Annotated in this window: 14 protein-coding genes; 11 read left to right on the top strand and 3 right to left on the bottom strand. The window is 51.9% G+C overall.

Translation table 11 applies throughout. The features are described from left to right. Positions 1 to 46 precede the first annotated feature (46 nt). From MKY64_RS08500 to MKY64_RS08535, 8 genes are all read left to right on the top strand, one after another. Positions 47 to 784, top strand: a complete 738-nt coding sequence (locus MKY64_RS08500; protein ID WP_340952186.1) for a regulatory protein RecX — start codon at positions 47 to 49, stop codon at positions 782 to 784. Between the two features lie 309 nt (positions 785 to 1,093). Further along, complete coding sequence (rny, locus tag MKY64_RS08505; RefSeq protein ID WP_036724766.1) at positions 1,094 to 2,635, top strand: ribonuclease Y; 1,542 nt, start codon at positions 1,094 to 1,096, stop codon at positions 2,633 to 2,635. Between the two features lie 146 nt (positions 2,636 to 2,781). Next, positions 2,782 to 3,576 (top strand): TIGR00282 family metallophosphoesterase, encoded by a 795-nt coding sequence (locus MKY64_RS08510; protein ID WP_036724768.1) that lies wholly within the window; start codon positions 2,782 to 2,784, stop codon positions 3,574 to 3,576. A gap of 215 nt (positions 3,577 to 3,791) precedes the next feature. Next, entirely contained in the window at positions 3,792 to 4,052 is a 261-nt protein-coding gene (locus tag MKY64_RS08515) for a stage V sporulation protein S (RefSeq protein WP_019910496.1), read from the top strand. A 338-nt stretch (positions 4,053 to 4,390) separates the two neighbouring features. Continuing rightward, a complete protein-coding gene (locus MKY64_RS08520) occupies positions 4,391 to 5,950 on the top strand; it encodes an IS1182 family transposase (RefSeq protein ID WP_340950956.1) in 1,560 nt (519 codons plus the stop codon). 201 nt (positions 5,951 to 6,151) lie between these two features. Then, the gene (locus tag MKY64_RS08525; RefSeq protein WP_340952187.1) at positions 6,152 to 7,138 is read left to right on the top strand and encodes a dipeptidase; all 987 of its coding nucleotides are present in this window, start codon (positions 6,152 to 6,154) and stop codon (positions 7,136 to 7,138) included. Positions 7,139 to 7,299: 161 nt separating this feature from the next. Then, entirely contained in the window at positions 7,300 to 7,872 is a 573-nt protein-coding gene (gene pduL / locus MKY64_RS08530; protein WP_036692683.1) for a phosphate propanoyltransferase, read from the top strand. A 220-nt stretch (positions 7,873 to 8,092) separates the two neighbouring features. Further along, positions 8,093 to 9,622, top strand: a complete 1,530-nt coding sequence (locus tag MKY64_RS08535; protein WP_340952190.1) for a DEAD/DEAH box helicase — start codon at positions 8,093 to 8,095, stop codon at positions 9,620 to 9,622. A gap of 112 nt (positions 9,623 to 9,734) precedes the next feature. Here the strand turns inward: MKY64_RS08535 and dapA are convergent, their stop codons facing one another. After that, complete coding sequence (gene dapA / locus MKY64_RS08540) at positions 9,735 to 10,640, bottom strand: 4-hydroxy-tetrahydrodipicolinate synthase (protein WP_340952192.1); 906 nt, start codon at positions 10,638 to 10,640, stop codon at positions 9,735 to 9,737. Between the two features lie 119 nt (positions 10,641 to 10,759). Here dapA and MKY64_RS08545 point away from each other — a divergent pair, with 119 nt between their 5' ends. Beyond that, positions 10,760 to 11,656: a LysR family transcriptional regulator gene (locus MKY64_RS08545; RefSeq protein WP_209879570.1), complete on the top strand. Its 897-nt coding sequence runs from the start codon at positions 10,760 to 10,762 to the stop codon at positions 11,654 to 11,656. Between the two features lie 130 nt (positions 11,657 to 11,786). Here MKY64_RS08545 and MKY64_RS08550 read toward each other — a convergent pair whose 3' ends face one another. After that, positions 11,787 to 12,656, bottom strand: a complete 870-nt coding sequence (locus MKY64_RS08550) for a hypothetical protein (RefSeq protein ID WP_340952194.1) — start codon at positions 12,654 to 12,656, stop codon at positions 11,787 to 11,789. A 119-nt stretch (positions 12,657 to 12,775) separates the two neighbouring features. Continuing rightward, positions 12,776 to 13,666 carry a LysR family transcriptional regulator gene (locus tag MKY64_RS08555; protein ID WP_340952197.1) on the bottom strand — a complete coding sequence of 297 codons (891 nt, stop codon included), beginning with the start codon at positions 13,664 to 13,666 and terminating at the stop codon, positions 12,776 to 12,778. A 169-nt stretch (positions 13,667 to 13,835) separates the two neighbouring features. Here MKY64_RS08555 and MKY64_RS08560 point away from each other — a divergent pair, with 169 nt between their 5' ends. Together MKY64_RS08560 and MKY64_RS08565 are read left to right on the top strand one after the other, a co-directional pair. Continuing rightward, complete coding sequence (locus MKY64_RS08560) at positions 13,836 to 14,840, top strand: ABC transporter ATP-binding protein (RefSeq protein ID WP_340952199.1); 1,005 nt, start codon at positions 13,836 to 13,838, stop codon at positions 14,838 to 14,840. Between the two features lie 2 nt (positions 14,841 to 14,842). Next, positions 14,843 to 15,928: an ABC transporter substrate-binding protein gene (locus MKY64_RS08565; protein ID WP_340952201.1), complete on the top strand. Its 1,086-nt coding sequence runs from the start codon at positions 14,843 to 14,845 to the stop codon at positions 15,926 to 15,928. Positions 15,929 to 15,942 lie beyond the last annotated feature (14 nt).

Raw genomic sequence — 15,942 nt, forward strand, 5'->3', positions numbered from 1 at the left:
GGGTGCCTTTTCGTAAATATTTCAGCTTAAGTAGGTGAATGGCAGGATGGTTATACAATTGGATGAGGAATTCGAAGAACAGGATGAGCAGCAGGTGCTGGCGGATTTCCCGGCAGATCAAGAGCTGGTAATTACAAAGGTAGAGCGGCTTAAGAAGTCTAATTATCGTTATCTAATCCATTTCGGAGACTACAACATGACTGTTCATGAAGATGTCATGATTAAATACCGGATGATTACCGGGAGTGCTTTTGTAAAAGCGGATCTGGAGGATATCGTTGCCGCAGACGAGCGCCAGCGGGCGTATGTGGAGGGGCTTAGGTATCTGGAACGCAAGCCCAGAACCGCACAGGAGATGGCCCGCCGTTTAAGGGAGAAGGAAATAGGGGAGACTGTTATTGCCGAAGTTCTGCTCCGCCTGCAGGAGGAACGTCTGCTAGATGATCCCTTGTACGCCAAGCAGTGGGCGGAGCAGCGGATTGTGAATCAGCGTAAGGGCAAGATGTGGATCCGGCAGGAGCTGCGGGAGAAAGGGATTGATATGTCGCTGATTGCGGAAGCGCTGGATGAGATCACACCCGAGCAGGAGCAGGAGAGCGCGCTGCAGACCGGACGGAAGAAATGGAATACGATCCGGGGAGATGTGAACGACAAACGCCGGAAGACAGGGGCGTTCCTGATGCGCCGGGGATTCTCAGGAGAAATGGTGCGCCAGGTGATCGGGATTCTGCGGGATGAGCAGGATTCTGGGGGGGAAGAAGAGGAGTTTTACTTCCCGGATTGATTCTCTTGACTTTATTACGGTTATCGACTCTCTTGACAAGGTCTTTTTATAAATAATAAAATATAACATGAATCGGCATAAACTAAGAATCCTTTTTCCTTCCCAAAAAGCAGACTCTTATGTTCCGGTTCGCGTACAACTCATATGAAATGTAATCGCCGGATAAGGCGGGCAATGTGCATGTGCAGCATGTGCAGTATGGCAATCGGTGTATTACCGGTTTTTTGTATGGTGATGAACGGATAGTTTAACAACTGCACAAATACCCAAGGGAAGATCCTTGGAGGATATCAACGAGGAGGTGAACAGATGGATCCATTGATCTGGGTCATTGTCGTTCTCGTTGTAGCTGCAGCATTCTTTGGATTCGGTTATTTTATTCGTAAATCCCTTGCAGAAGCTAAGATTTCCAGCGCAGAGAAAGAAGCCGTAGTCATCGTGGAGAACGCGAAGAAAGAGGCGGAGGCGCTGAAGAAGGAAACGGTACTTGAGGCTAAGGACGAAGTTCATAGAATCCGTACCGAAGCTGAGAAAGAAACTCGTGAACGTCGGAATGAAATCCAACGGCAAGAGCGACGTTTGCTGCAAAAGGAAGAATCGCTGGATAAAAAAATGGAATCGCTTGAACGAAAAGAAGAACAAGTAGCTAACAAAGAGAAACGAATTGATGAAACCCAACAGCAAATTGATGTAATTTACAAGAATCAGGTTACTGAACTGGAACGTATCTCCAATCTGAGCATCGATGATGCCAGAAGTATCATTCTCAGCAATGTAGAACAGGAAGTTCGCCATGAAACTGCTCAGATGATCAAGGAAATCGAACAGCAAGCTAAGGAAGAAGCGGACAAGAAAGCCCGTGAGATTATCACCTTGGCGATTCAACGCTGTGCGGCTGATCATGTGGCGGAAACTACGGTATCTGTCGTTACCTTGCCGAATGAAGAGATGAAGGGCCGGATTATCGGTCGTGAAGGCCGCAATATCCGTGCGCTGGAGACTCTGACCGGGATTGATCTTATTATTGATGATACGCCGGAAGCCGTTATTCTGTCAGGATTTGATCCGATCCGCCGCGAAGTGGCCCGTACGGCACTGGAGAAGCTGGTCGCAGACGGACGTATCCATCCTGCACGTATTGAAGAAATGGTGGAGAAATCCCGCAAAGAAGTGGATGAACGGATTCGCGAATACGGTGAACAAGCTACCTTCGAGGTTGGCGTTCATGGTCTGCACCCGGATCTGATCAAAATTCTGGGCCGCCTGAAATTCCGCACGAGCTACGGTCAAAACGTACTGAAGCACTCCATGGAGGTTGCTTATTTGACTGGACTTATGGCCGGTGAGCTTGGGGAAGACATCGTGCTTGCAAAACGTGCCGGACTGCTGCATGATATCGGCAAAGCGCTTGATCATGAAGTGGAAGGTTCGCATGTTGAAATCGGCGTCGAACTGGCGAAGAAGTACAAGGAACATCCGGTGGTTATCAACAGTATCGCGTCCCACCATGGAGATTGCGAGGCTACCTCGGTTATTGCTATGCTGGTTGGTGCTGCTGATGCTTTGTCGGCTGCCCGTCCAGGTGCACGCCGTGAGACCCTGGAAACGTACATCAAACGTCTGGAAAAGCTGGAGGAGATCTCGGAGTCCTTCGAGGGTGTCGAGAAATCCTATGCCATTCAGGCGGGCCGCGAGGTTCGCGTAATGGTACAGCCTGAGAAGATTGATGATGCCGAAAGCTTCCGTCTGGCCCGCGATATTACGAAGATGATTGAGAGTGAGCTGGATTATCCGGGTCATATCAAGGTTACGGTAATCCGCGAGACACGCGCTGTAGAATATGCGAAATAAATAAGGAAATCGGCCCCCTTGCGGGGCCTTTTTTCATGCAGCACGCCGTGGAGTTTGGAATGAAGCAGAATAGGTGAAATTATACTTAAGCAGCGATTTATGGTTGGCAGAGCATACACAAACCCAAAATTTAGGAGGAGAAGATTATTAAAGTTTTATTTATCGGAGACATTGTAGGCAATACAGGCAGAAAAGCGCTGCGTGAAATGCTGCCTTCCCTGAAAAGCAAATATCAGCCGCATATCATCATTGCCAATGGTGAAAATGCCGCTGCCGGCAGAGGGATCACCGCTGCTATCGCTAACGAATTCTTTAACTGGGGTATCCACGGTATTACGATGGGTAACCACACCTGGGACAACAAGGATATCTTCGAGTTCATCGACGACGAGCCGCGGATCATCCGTCCGGCTAACTTTCCGCCGGGGACACCGGGCCGTGGATATACCGTTGTTAAGGGGAACGGCAAGCAGCTGGCGATTGTGAATCTGCAGGGCCGTACCTTTCTTCCGGCGATTGATGACCCGTTCCGGGTAGGCGAGGAGATTGTGGAGGAACTGCGCAGAGAGCATAAGTGCATTCTGGTGGATTTCCATGCGGAAGCAACCTCCGAGAAAATTGCGATGGGCTATTTTATGGATGGAATGGCTTCGATTGTAGTCGGCACACATACTCATGTGCAGAGTAATGATGATGTGATCCTGCCAGGAGGTACAGCGTATCTTACAGATGCGGGTATGGTTGGTTCAAGAGAAGGGATTCTGGGTATGGAAAAGGATGCGATCATCTATAAATTTACAACTCAGCTTCCCTCCCGGTTTGTAGTCGACGAAGGCAAATGGCAGCTGCATGGTCTATTCGCAGAACTTGATGAAGCTACAGGCAGAGCGACACGACTGGAGAAGATCCGGCTGCGTGAGGATGAATGGGTGATGAGCTAAGGACGGCAATGCCGTTTCTACTTGCAAATAGGTAATTCGGTAATACTCATTTTGTTTTGGGTGAAGTGTGATATTTATTATATCGAAAAAGAGTATCTTTTGAACTATTTTCTCCGGAGAGGTCCGCAAAAAGAAGGAATTAATTCTTCTGAAGCGAATAACATCTACTGTAGTGGAAGAAGAACACCATCATTTTCCCAGGGGAGGTACTTACTATGGATGTATTAAAAGTATCAGCTAAATCCAATCCAAATTCCGTTGCTGGCGCATTAGCAGGTGTTCTTCGCGAACGTGGATCGGCCGAGCTACAAGCTATTGGAGCAGGAGCACTGAACCAGGCCGTGAAGGCCGTTGCCATCGCCCGGGGATTTGTCGCACCTAGCGGAGTGGACTTGATCTGTATTCCGGCTTTTACGGATATAGTGATTGATGGGGAAGACCGGACGGCTATCAAACTTATTGTAGAACCTAGATAACTCAAGTGAATCATTTAGATTAGGGGGCTGTCCCAAAAGCCATGAAATGGCTGCTTGGGACAGCTTTTTATTTTGGAGTAGGATCAACGTGAGCACTTGGGTGGACGCTTCGCGAACGGACCGTTGTTTGGGTCGCTGTGGTCTCCAGATTTTTTTCATTCCCTTAGCGGTGAAAATCCGGAGACCAAGGCGACCGCTGCCGCTTTTTCACAATCGTTCCGTCCTCTCCGCTGTTTAAGCGGGAAAAGTTTCTTCAAATCTTTCTAAAATCACAAAAAGAAACCTCTCTTTTGTTAAAATGGAGTTACCACACAACCATTTCAAAGGAGAGGTTTCTTTTGTACATTCAATATACCATGGACCAGCTTTGCTTGCCAATGGATCTGGAAGAAGATATCCCGGAAAATCACCTCGTTCGCGTCGTGAATGCCGCCGTCAATCGGCTGGACAACGCCATTTTTGACGCGGCCTATCCCGGCGGCGGCCGTGACAGCTACCATCCTAAAATGCTCACCAAAGTCATCATCTACGCTTACACTCAGCGAATCTATTCGTCTCGCCAAATCGCCAAAGCGGTCCGGGAGAACATTCCCTTCATGTGGCTGGCCGGACGGCAGCGACCCGACTTCCGCACGCTGAATCGCTTCCGTTCCCAGCGGATGAGAAAGGTCCTCGAAACGGTATTTACCGCCGTGCTTCAGTTTCTGGCTGACGAAAAATACGTGTCTCTGGAGCATTATTTTGTGGACGGAACTAAGATCGAAGCGAATGCCAATCGCTACACCTTTGTCTGGAGCAAAGCGGTCAGCAAACACAAAGCGAAACTGCAAGATAAGGTACAGGCCCTATTCGCTGACATTGAAGCAGCGGAAGAGCAGGAAGAACAAGAGAATCAGGGCAAAGATCTGGCTGAACTCAGCACGGGTTCGCAAATGGACAGTGAGAAACTCGAACAAGCCGTGCAAAAGCTTGAAGCTCAGCTTGCCGAAAAACCGAAAGACAAGCCCCTAAAAAAGACGGTTCGGAAGTTGCGTAAGGATTTGCTCCCTCGACTGCAGAAGTACGAACAATATCAAAAGCTGCTTGGGGACCGGAATAGTTTCAGCAAGACCGATCCCGAGGCAACGTTTATGCGGATGAAAGAAGATCACATGCAAAATGGCCAACTGAAGCCAGGTTACAATCTACAGATCGGGACCGAAAACCAATTTATTTTAACCTACAGTCTACATCAAAGACCGGGTGACACCCGCTGTTTAGAACCACATCTGGCAAAAACAAAGCAATTCCTCGGAAAACTTCCAAAGACGGTCATTGCAGATGCCGGCTATGGAAGTGAAGAAAACTACGCCTATCTGGAAAAGAGCGAGATACAGGCCGTCGTGAAATACAGCACCTACCACAAAGAAAAGAGCAAAGCCTGGAAAGCCGACGTCGGAAAAATCGAGAACTGGACCTACGACGCATCCGAGGATCGCTGGACGTGTTTAGCTGGATACCCGCTGTATTTCCAACGAGAGAGCAAGGAAACCACAGAGAGTGGATACGAAATTAAGAAGCGTCATTACCAAAGTCAAAGCTGCGGAGGTTGTCCGCTAAAAGAAAACTGCACGAAGGGAAGCGGAAACCGGGAAATCGCAGTCAGTTTGGAGCGGCTTAGATACCAGAAACAGGCGAAAGAAATCCTCCGAAGCGAGGAAGGCTATCTATTGGCCGTACGTCGAATGACGGAGCCGGAAAGTGTATTTGGACAATTAAAAAATAACCGGGGCTTCCGGCGCTTTCTGCTTCGCGGCATGGAAAAAGTGACGCTAGAGGTCGGTTGGCTTTCGCTTGCTCACAACCTGCTGAAGCAAGCAGCGAATGACCAGAAACGCAAGGGAGCGATCCTCCAATAACGGAGAATCGCTCCCTTTCTTACAAATTAATCCTTTAAGAAGGCATGGAATTTTTCCCCACCAGTAGAGTATCTACTTTTGGGACAGCCCCTTTTTGCTGTGCTGACTGCCGCTTCAGTTAGGTGCATATACATGAAATAGACGCTGGGCTGTCAACGGTTCATTTGGATATTCAGGTGAAGAAAGAAGGAGAGCTGACCTATGGTGGGAAACAGGAGGCTGAAGGTGGCGGATTTTCATTGTGATGCTCTGAGTAAGCTGCAGGCGAATCCAGGGATAGACTTCAAGAATGATCCCCGGCTGGATGTGACCGCAGAGCGGCTGACAGAGGGAAATGTCGGACTGCAGGTTTTTGCCATCTATTTGTCTGCGGTGCGCGGAAGGGCAAAGTTCGAGGATATTCTGGGGCAAATCGAGTGCTTCCATCAAAAGGTTACCGGTCCTGGAGGGCTGCAGTGGCTGAGGTGGAAGGAAGAAGCGCAGGAAGGCAGCTTCACTGCACCGGCTTATGGAATGCTCTCTCTGGAGGGTGTGGACGGTCTGGAGGGCAATCTGTTCTATGCCCAGTTATGCTTCGAGCTGGGTGTGCGTTGCCTGGGGATTACCTGGAACTATGCCAACTGGGCGGCGGACGGTGTGCTGGAGCGGCGGAACGGCGGTTTCACTGAGCATGGCCGGCAGCTGATCGACTGGTGCAACGGGAGCGGAATGCTGCTGGATGTGTCGCATTTGGCCCCGGCAGGCTTCTGGGAGCTGCTGGAGCACAGTACCCGTCCGTTCATTGCTTCGCATTCGAATTGCGCAGCGGTATGCAGTCATCCCCGCAACCTGAGTGATGATCAGCTGAAGGCACTGATTGTAAGGGGCGGGCGAATTGGGCTTACCTTTGTCCCCTGGTTCGTGCGGGATGAAGGAGCAGCCCGGAGGGAGGATATGCGGAGGCATATTGAGCATGTCTGTGGTCTTGGCGGGAGCGGACAGCTGATGTTCGGCTCGGATTTTGACGGAATTGAAGCGTGGGTAGAAGGGCTGGAGCATCCGGGGCAATACGCGGAGTTCGCCGAGATGCTGCTGAAATACTATCCCGAAGCTGAGGTACGGGGCTGGCTGTATGAGAATGCGCTGGGGTTCTTGAGGGAGCAGCTGCCTTCTTCCGCAGGTTTACCCTCTCTTCTCACCAGGAAGTGACTATGAATTGGAAAAACCAGGATGAAGCATTCACAGAATCGTAATATGCCCGGAAAAAAGCCTCGCATTGTGATGCGGGTCTTTTTATTTTCGGGTAATTAGATGTATAATGTTCAGTGGCTTGTACAGATACTAGAGAAAATACAAGGAGTGACTTGAAAATGAGCAAGACTGTACCCGTAGGTGTGTCGGCCCGGCATATTCACCTTACGCAGGAGCACGTAGAAGCATTGTTTGGCCCAGGTTATCAATTGACCGAGTTCAAACCCCTGTCCCAACCCGGACAATTCGCAGCGAATGAGCAAGTGGCTGTCATTGGTTCGAAAGGGAAGTTCGACAAAGTAAGAATCCTCGGACCTGCCCGTCCGGCTTCGCAGCTGGAAGTATCCCGCACAGACTCCTTCAGCCTCGGCGTGAAGGCACCTGTCCGTGAATCCGGCAATATTGAAGGAACACCAGGAATTACGATTAAAGGACCTGCCGGTGAAGTTGAGCTGGAGACTGGTGTTATTGTAGCAGCGCGCCACATTCACTTCCACACTTCCGAAGCAGAAGCTTGGGGCATTGCCGATAAGCAGCTCCTGAAGGTACGTCTGGGCGGCGAACGCGGCCTGGTGCTGGAGAACGTGATTGCACGCGTATCCGACAGCTTCAAGCTGGACATGCACATCGATACCGATGAAGCTAACGCTGCCGGTGCCAATAATGGCGATACCGCTGAAATCCTAGACTAGTATTTTATAATAGGTAAGACAAGAGCAGGGGATCCTTCCTCTGCTTTTTTGTTGTCGATTTTTTTGAAAAGAAAGAAATGAAAGTTTTCATATTTGCTTTTCTGTGTTATCATTATGTGTTATGACTTTGCTGAGCGCTATGTGGAGACGCCGCAAAAGGAATATACAGTAATTGAATTAAGGATTCACCAATATATGTATGCACAATGAAGGAGATAAAATGACATTTAACGATTTGAACCTGATCCCCCCGATTCTTAAGGCGCTTAGCCTGGAAAACTATACATCCCCGACCCCGATCCAGGAAGAGTCTATTCCTGCGGCATTAGCCGGCAGAGACATCCTTGGCTGTGCACAGACAGGTACCGGTAAAACGGCGGCCTTCTCGTTGCCGATTATTCAGCTGCTGAGCCAGCAGCCGGGCAGAACCGGCGGAGGCAAGCGCATCCGTTCCCTGATTCTTACGCCTACCCGCGAGCTGGCGCTGCAAATTCAGGAGAATATTCAGGCCTACAGCAAGTTCACAACGATCCGTTCGACAGCCATTGTCGGTGGCGTATCACAGAAGGCCCAGGAGCGGGCGCTGGCAATTGGTGCCGATATTCTGATTGCTACACCGGGCCGTCTAATCGACCTGATCAGCCAAAAGCGTGTGGATCTGCAGTATGTGCAGATTCTCGTGCTGGATGAAGCGGACCGCATGCTGGACATGGGCTTCATTCATGATGTGAAGCGGATTATCGCCAAGATGCCGCTTAAGAAGCAGACGTTGTTCTTCTCAGCGACTATGCCTGCGGAGATTTCGCAGCTGGTGAAAACACTGCTTGTCAATCCGGTGAAAATCGAGATTACTCCGGTATCCTCCACGGTAGACAGAATTGAGCAGTCGATCTATCTGCTGGAGAACGGAAATAAGCAGAATCAGCTGAACCGTCTGCTGCAGGACCCGTCGATTGTATCGGCGCTGGTATTCACACGCACCAAACGCGGCGCGGACCGGGTAACCCGGGATTTAACCCGCATTAATATTACAGCACAGGCTATTCATGGGAACAAATCACAGAATGAGCGCCAGAATGCGCTGAGAAATTTCAAAAGCGGAGCGACACGCGTACTGGTAGCTACAGACATCGCTGCGCGCGGAATTGATATTGATGAGTTGTCCCATGTCATCAACTTCAACCTGCCGAATATTCCGGAAACCTATGTTCACCGTATTGGCCGGACCGGCCGTGCGGGGATGAGCGGCATCGCCATCTCGCTGTGCGAAGCGGAGGAAATTCCGTATCTGAAGGATATCCAGAAGCTGATTGGCAAGACGATTCCGGAGATCAAGGAGCATGCGTATCCGATGTCTAAGAGCAATCTGGCATTGCTGGCAGACCGTCCCGGCAAAGCGCCGGTCAAACCGTCGCAGAAAGCCAAGACGAATCCGCCCCGCAAGCCGAAGTCGGAATGGTTCGCGCAAGGCAAACAGCAGAGCGGCGGCAACACAGGTGGCGCTAAAGGCGCTTCTGGAAGCGGTCATGCAGGCAGTGGAGCTAGAAGCGCATCGGGCAGCAGTTATGCTGGCGGTGGAGCGAGAGGTGCTTCGGGGGGCCAAGCTAATGCCAACGGGCGTCCAGGCGGCAGCCAGAGCCAGAAATCGCCCAGCGGCTCATACGGCCGTTCAAACCCTTCGGGCAGCAGACCTGGCGGTCAGAGCGGACGTCCGTCCAGCCGTCCAGCGGCTAAAGCGGGCCGCTCGTAATTCGATTTTGTAACGTGCAGTAATGCTTGACCTTATCTAACACAAACACCCGCCATTCTCAGTATCTCACTGAAAATGGCGGGTGTTTGTCTGCTCCATGGCCTCTTAACGGTTATATCGCTTCTTGTCTGCCGCTGACAGCTTCCGCTGCAAGGTAGGCGCCCAGCTCCTCGCGCAGCGCGGTGCTAATGGAAGTCATTGGCAAGCGGAGCGTGTCTGAGGAGAGCTCTCCGAGTTCGCTGAGCAGCCATTTGATCGGGGCCGGGTTGGACTCCTTGAACAGCAGCTTCATCAGCGGCACTAGCTGATCATACGCAGCCTGTGCAGCCTCAATCTGACCGGCTCTGTACTGCTCGTAGATGCTGAGGAAGCGGCCTGTATGTACATTGGCTGAGGCCAGCATGCCTCCGGCGGCCCCATAGCCCAGCATGTCGAAGAAATGCAGATCGTCGCCGCAGAGCACGGGCTTGCCGCCGCTCTTGGACAGCTCGGAGACGAGCAGGGGGGAGCCGGAGCAGTCTTTTAACCCTACGACATTGTTCATCTCCAGGATCGTACGGGCGGTGTCCAGCGTCATGCCGACTCCAGTGCGGCCCGGGATATCGTAAGCCATAATGGGCAGACCCACCTCTGCCGCCTTGCGGAAATGAGCGATGATGCCTTCCTGGGACGGACGGCTGTAATAAGGGACAACCACCAGTGCGGCATCGGCACCTGCGTTCGCCGCCAGCTCAGTACGGGCCACGGTAGAGTAGGTATCATTTGTACCTGTGCCCACCACGAGCGGGATAGAGCTGGACTTCAGAAGTTCCCGTGAGGTATCCACGAGCGACTGTAATTCCTGTATATTGACTGTCGGCGATTCTCCAGTGGTTCCATTGACGACCAGACCATGAATATTGTTCTTGATGATGTTGTTCACATAACGCTGATACGATTCCAGATCAAGCTCACCAGCAGCATGGAACGGGGTGACCACGGGAACATAAATTCCATAAATCTGTTCTTCTGTTAACATGAATATCGTCCTCCAAAAATGTAAAATCCGTTTGTTCTACTGTACCATGGATTATTACATCGTTGTTAGCTATAATAAATGATGTGGGTTATCAATAATATTGATGTTAGGGTGAGACGATGGATTTAACGTATATGCGGACCTTCCGCGAAGTGGCCAAGCGGCAGAGCTTCACGCGTGCGGCTGAAGAGCTGGGCTATGCACAGTCCAGCGTCACGACGCAGATACAGAAGATTGAGAAGGAATACGGCGTGCCGCTTATCGAACGGCATGGCCGCGCCTTGCGCTTGACACCGCCGGGAGAGGAACTGCTTAAGCTGTTCGTGGAGATTCTGGATCTCTATGACCGCTCTAAGGAAACAATCGCCCAGCAGATCGGCGGAACGCTTACGATTGGAACGATTGATTCGCTCGCCGCCTTCTATTTGCCGCCGTTCCTGCAGCAGCTGCGGACGATGTTCCCTGGTCTGAATATTCATTTGCAGACCGAGCAGGAGGCCAATCTGATCTCTAAAATCAGGGACGGAGAGGTTGATATCGGTCTTCTGCTGGACCGCAGCACGGTGGATAGCGCGCTTACGCGAACGATTATCCGCGATGAGCCGCTTGTCCTTGTGGCACCAGCCAGCCATCCGCTGGCCCGGCTGGAGCAGGTGACCCTCCAGGATCTGAACAACTGCGAGCTGATTGTCTCCGAGGAGAGCTGCATTTACCGCAGCCTGTTCGAGAACCTGCTCCGGGACCACGGGATCGTGTTCCGGATTGGTTTTGAGCTGTCGAATCTGGAGGCGATTAAGCGTTGTGTACGCAATGGCCTGGGCATAGCGCTGCTGCCGCGGATTGTGGCGGAGGAGGAGATCGAGCGGGGGAACCTGTCCGAGCTGTCTTTTGCCCACCCGGAGATTCATTTCGATCTGCAACTGCTGCTGCATCCGAAGAAGTGGAAGTCCCTGCCGCTCCAGTCGCTGATTCAGATGCTGCTTGAGGATGCCAAGGCGAAGACTGTTGCGCTGTGAAAGTAACGTACGGAGCAGAGGGGAGCCGTCTCGTAACAAATTCATATCAGTAGAAGAGCACTGCCGTATCGCCCTCATGAAGGGTGCGGCAGTGCTCTTTTTGAGTTATAAGCTAATATTGATGATTACTTTAATACCTTTCCAGAATCAGCTGGGTCTTGAGGCCATCAGCAGGAAGAAGCCAGCCCTCGGCGTTCAGCAGGCTCATCAGCCCGGCACGTAACCCGGTTACACTGGTGCTATCGGTGGTTTTGAACGAAATTTCCACGATATTCTGGATGCCGCTTCCCGCCTCATCACGCACTGGCCATACCTCAAGAGTGATCTCCTGATTGTTCCAGGTGCCTGTATACCGCTCGAAGGTCAACGGGCCATGCGCCCGGGAGGCTGCCAGCTTCTGCTTCCCCCAGTTCGATGCAGACCAGTTCTTCAATTTGCCCGGCAGCTTGTCCAGCAGCAGCTTCAAGGCTTCTTCCTCAGAAGGGAGTACGGCTCCGGCAGCTTTGGTGCTGACCTTCTTGGTATTAGAGAAGCTAAGGGTCTGCTTGCCATACCCCCAATCCACCTCTGCTTCATAGTTATCATCTGAGGCGTCGAAGCCCTCCTGATTCGCCAAGGTGAGCGCTGCCTGGATATTTCCGTTCACGACAGGATAACGTTTCTTGTAGGTCAATTCATAATCGGATTTGTTCTCTTTTTTGCGCAGCCGTATATCCCACCCCTTGCTGTTCAGCTCAAGCGTGTCGGTATCGAAATACCCGACTCGAATTGCCTGTGGAGTAGAATTCAGGTCGAATGTATCCACGACCTCACTGCGCGGTGATCCGCTGCTGTCCAGTACAAGATCAGGGTCTGCCAGAAACTTCACCTCATAGGCTGGAACGGCGTTAGCTGCGGCTGAGACGCGCTCCGGCAGCAGGATGCCCTGTCCGGCCATTCCACCCCCTACTGCCACAATACTCAGCATGAAGGACAGGGTAAGCTTTTTCCATTTTCTCAAGCATCATCACTCCTATGATCAGGTTTGGGTACATGACCCACTTTACGGGTTGAGTATATGGGAGCAGTTAAAGTGAAAGGGGAATTGCGTTAATCCTGCATAGACTTACTCAATGACGGCTAACAGTTTTTGGTGGCCAGCAGGCTGCTCCGGAAGCTCTCCATCTGCACTGAAGGATGCCGGTCCTTGTTATGCACGGCATAGATATAACGCGGTGACATCTCCCCTTGAATAGGCAGCACTTGAATTAGACCTTGCTGCTGCTCCCACTGTACCGCCATCCGGGACATCACGGAGATGTGGCCGCCCAGCTGCACGAGCTGCTTGATGGCCTCCAGTGAATCGACCTCAATCGTATTGCGCAGCTGCAGCCCTTGCTGTCCGAACCAGCGCTCCGTCAGGCGGCGGGTACTGGATTCGCTTCCATGCAGCGCAAAGGGAGTCTTACTGATCTCCTCCATATTAAGCTGAGTCTTGCGGGCGAGCGGATGCTTAGGAGAACAGATCAGAACGAGGTCATCTGTAATCAGCGATTCCGCCTGCAGGGCAGGCTCCGTGAAAGGCTCGGAGGAGATCACACCTAAGTCGATTTCGTGGCGGATCAGCATCTCCCGGATGACCGGGGAGGGCTTCACAGACAGAGCCATGCGGATGCCGGGGAACTCCTGGGAGAACGCATGTAATATGGATGGCAGCAAATAGGTTGCAGGTACATAACTGGCCCCAATCAGCAGCGTTCCCCGGTAGAGGGTGTCGAATTCTCCGGCTACCCGGCGGGCCTCACGGGCAAGCGCATTAATCTTCACGGAATAATGCAGGAGGGCTTGTCCTGCCTCGGTGAGAAAGGTTTTGCCGCTGCGGGCCTCGAACAGCCGGACCCCGAGCTCTTCTTCAAGCGACTTCATATGAAAGGTTACGGTCGGCTGCTTGATCCCGAGTACCTCGGCTACGCTGGTCATATGGTGCAGCTGGTCGATCAGTTCAATAATTTGCAGTTTCATCAGATTCATGGAGTTACCTCTTCCAATCGTTAGTGGGATATCCCCCACCATAGATTTTATCTATGAACGTTAACAGAATTCATATATAAAGTTAATTACGTGTTTACATGAAAAATAAACAACCTGCGAATACAGACGTTAGACTGAGGACAGCTCAAGAAGACAGGCAGGGATCGAAATGAATATTCAGATAAAGGGGATTCATAAAAGCTTTGGCGGACAACCGGCGCTGCTGCCTGCCGGGCTTGAATTGAAGCACGGTAAGTTCACTACCTTACTGGGGCCTTCCGGCTGCGGCAAAACCACGCTGCTGCGGATGTTAGCGGGCCTTGAGCGCCCGGATGGCGGGGAATTATACGCTGACGGGAAATGTTATTTCTCCGCTGCGCAGCGGATCGATGTTCCGGTGCACAAGCGGAATTTCGGGATGGTATTTCAGGATTTTGCACTCTGGCCGCATATGACGGTGTATGAGAATGTGGCTTTCGGGCTGAAGGCCTCAGGGCAGCGTGCGCAGCTGCGGAGCAAGGTACTGGAGACACTGGAGATGGTCCGGCTGCAGGGGATGGAGAACCGGTATCCGCATCAGCTGTCGGGCGGCCAGCAGCAGAGGGTTGCTTTTGCCAGAGCGGTAGTTGTCCGTCCGGGTGTGGTGCTCTTCGATGAGCCGTTAAGCGCGCTGGATGCCGTACTCCGGGAAGAGATGAGAGTGGAGATGATGTCGCTGGTGCGGGACATGGGTCTCACTGCACTCTACGTGACCCACGATCAGATCGAAGCGATGTCGATGTCCGACGAGATTGTCGTTATGAAAAGCGGGCGGATATTGCAGACTGGAACTCCTGAAGCGGTATATGAGGCACCGTCAGAACCGTTCGTGGCCTCATTCATCGGCAAGTCGAACTGGCTTACGCCGGAGCAGGAGATGGTGCGGCCTGAGCATATCGGATGGAGCCGGACGGCGGGCGATGATCTGTGTTATTCCGCTGTTGTACGAAGTGTCAGTTATGTCGGAGAACGTTATGAGATCCGTGCGGAGGTGGAGGGGGCCGGAATATGGACAGCCTATCTGAACAACCGGATTCCTGTAGGAGAAAGGGTTCAGCTCTATGTCTCACCGCGGCGGATATGCCGGATGAATTCGAATTCAAATGAAGAAGAACCTAAAAGGAGCGAATTATAACCATGAAATGGAACAAACCGCGTAAACAAGGGGCAATGCTGCTGTTATCTGCTGTGATGAGTATGAGTCTGGCGGGTTGTGGTACGGGCAACAGCACCAGTGCCGGCGGGGCCAGCACGAGTACACCTGAGGCAACTGGGGCAGCTTCGTCAACTCCTGAAGCTACAGAAGCTGCGTTAAGCGGCAAGCTGGTGCTGTATTCCGCCGGACCGCAGGGCCTGGCAGACAATATTGTGAATGGCTTCAAGGCCAAGACAGGTGTCACGGTGGAGATGTTCCAGGGAACGACCGGCAAGATTCTGGCCCGGATGGAAGCGGAGAAGGCAAACCCGGTGGCCGATGTGGTGATTCTGGCTTCCCTGCCTTCCGCACAGGCTCTTAAGGCGGAGGGGCTGACGCTGCCCTACCCGGAAGCGGCCAATAAGGACAAGCTGATTCAGGACTGGTCGGATGCAGAAGGCAATTATTTCAGCTCAAGCGCATCAGCATTGGGGATTGTCTATAATACGAAGCTGGTAGCGAATCCGCCCAAGACCTGGGCAGAGCTGGCAGATGCGGAGTGGAAGGATGCCGTTAACATTCCTGATCCGACACTGTCAGGCTCGGCGCTGGATTTCATCACAGGCTATCTGAGTGTGAACGGCGAGCAGGGCTGGGAGCTGTTCAAGAATTACAAGGCGAACGGTGTTGCCATGGCTGGAGCGAATCAGGAGGCGCTTGATCCGGTGATTACAGGAGCTAAGAGTATTGTGGCAGCTGGAGTAGATTATATGGCCTACAAGGCCAAAGCCAAAGGAGAGCCGCTGGATATTATCTATCCTGAGGAGGGTACGGTGGTAAGTCCGAGACCGGCAGCGATTCTTAAATCAAGTCCGAACGTGGCCAATGCTAAAGCATTCATTGATTATCTGTTGTCTGATGAAGCTCAGCAGCTGGTAGCGGATGCGTATCTCATACCGGGCCGCGAGGATATTGAAGCTTCGAACCGGACCAATCTGAAAGACATCCCGCAGCTTAAGGCAGACTGGACCTGGATGAGTGAGCATGGAAATGAGACGGCTTCGAAATTCGCGGAAATTTACAAATAAAGGCTTAAGGTTGA

The organism is Paenibacillus sp. FSL R7-0210, assembly GCF_038009085.1.
In the GTDB taxonomy this organism is placed as follows: domain Bacteria; phylum Bacillota; class Bacilli; order Paenibacillales; family Paenibacillaceae; genus Paenibacillus_AQ; species Paenibacillus_AQ silagei.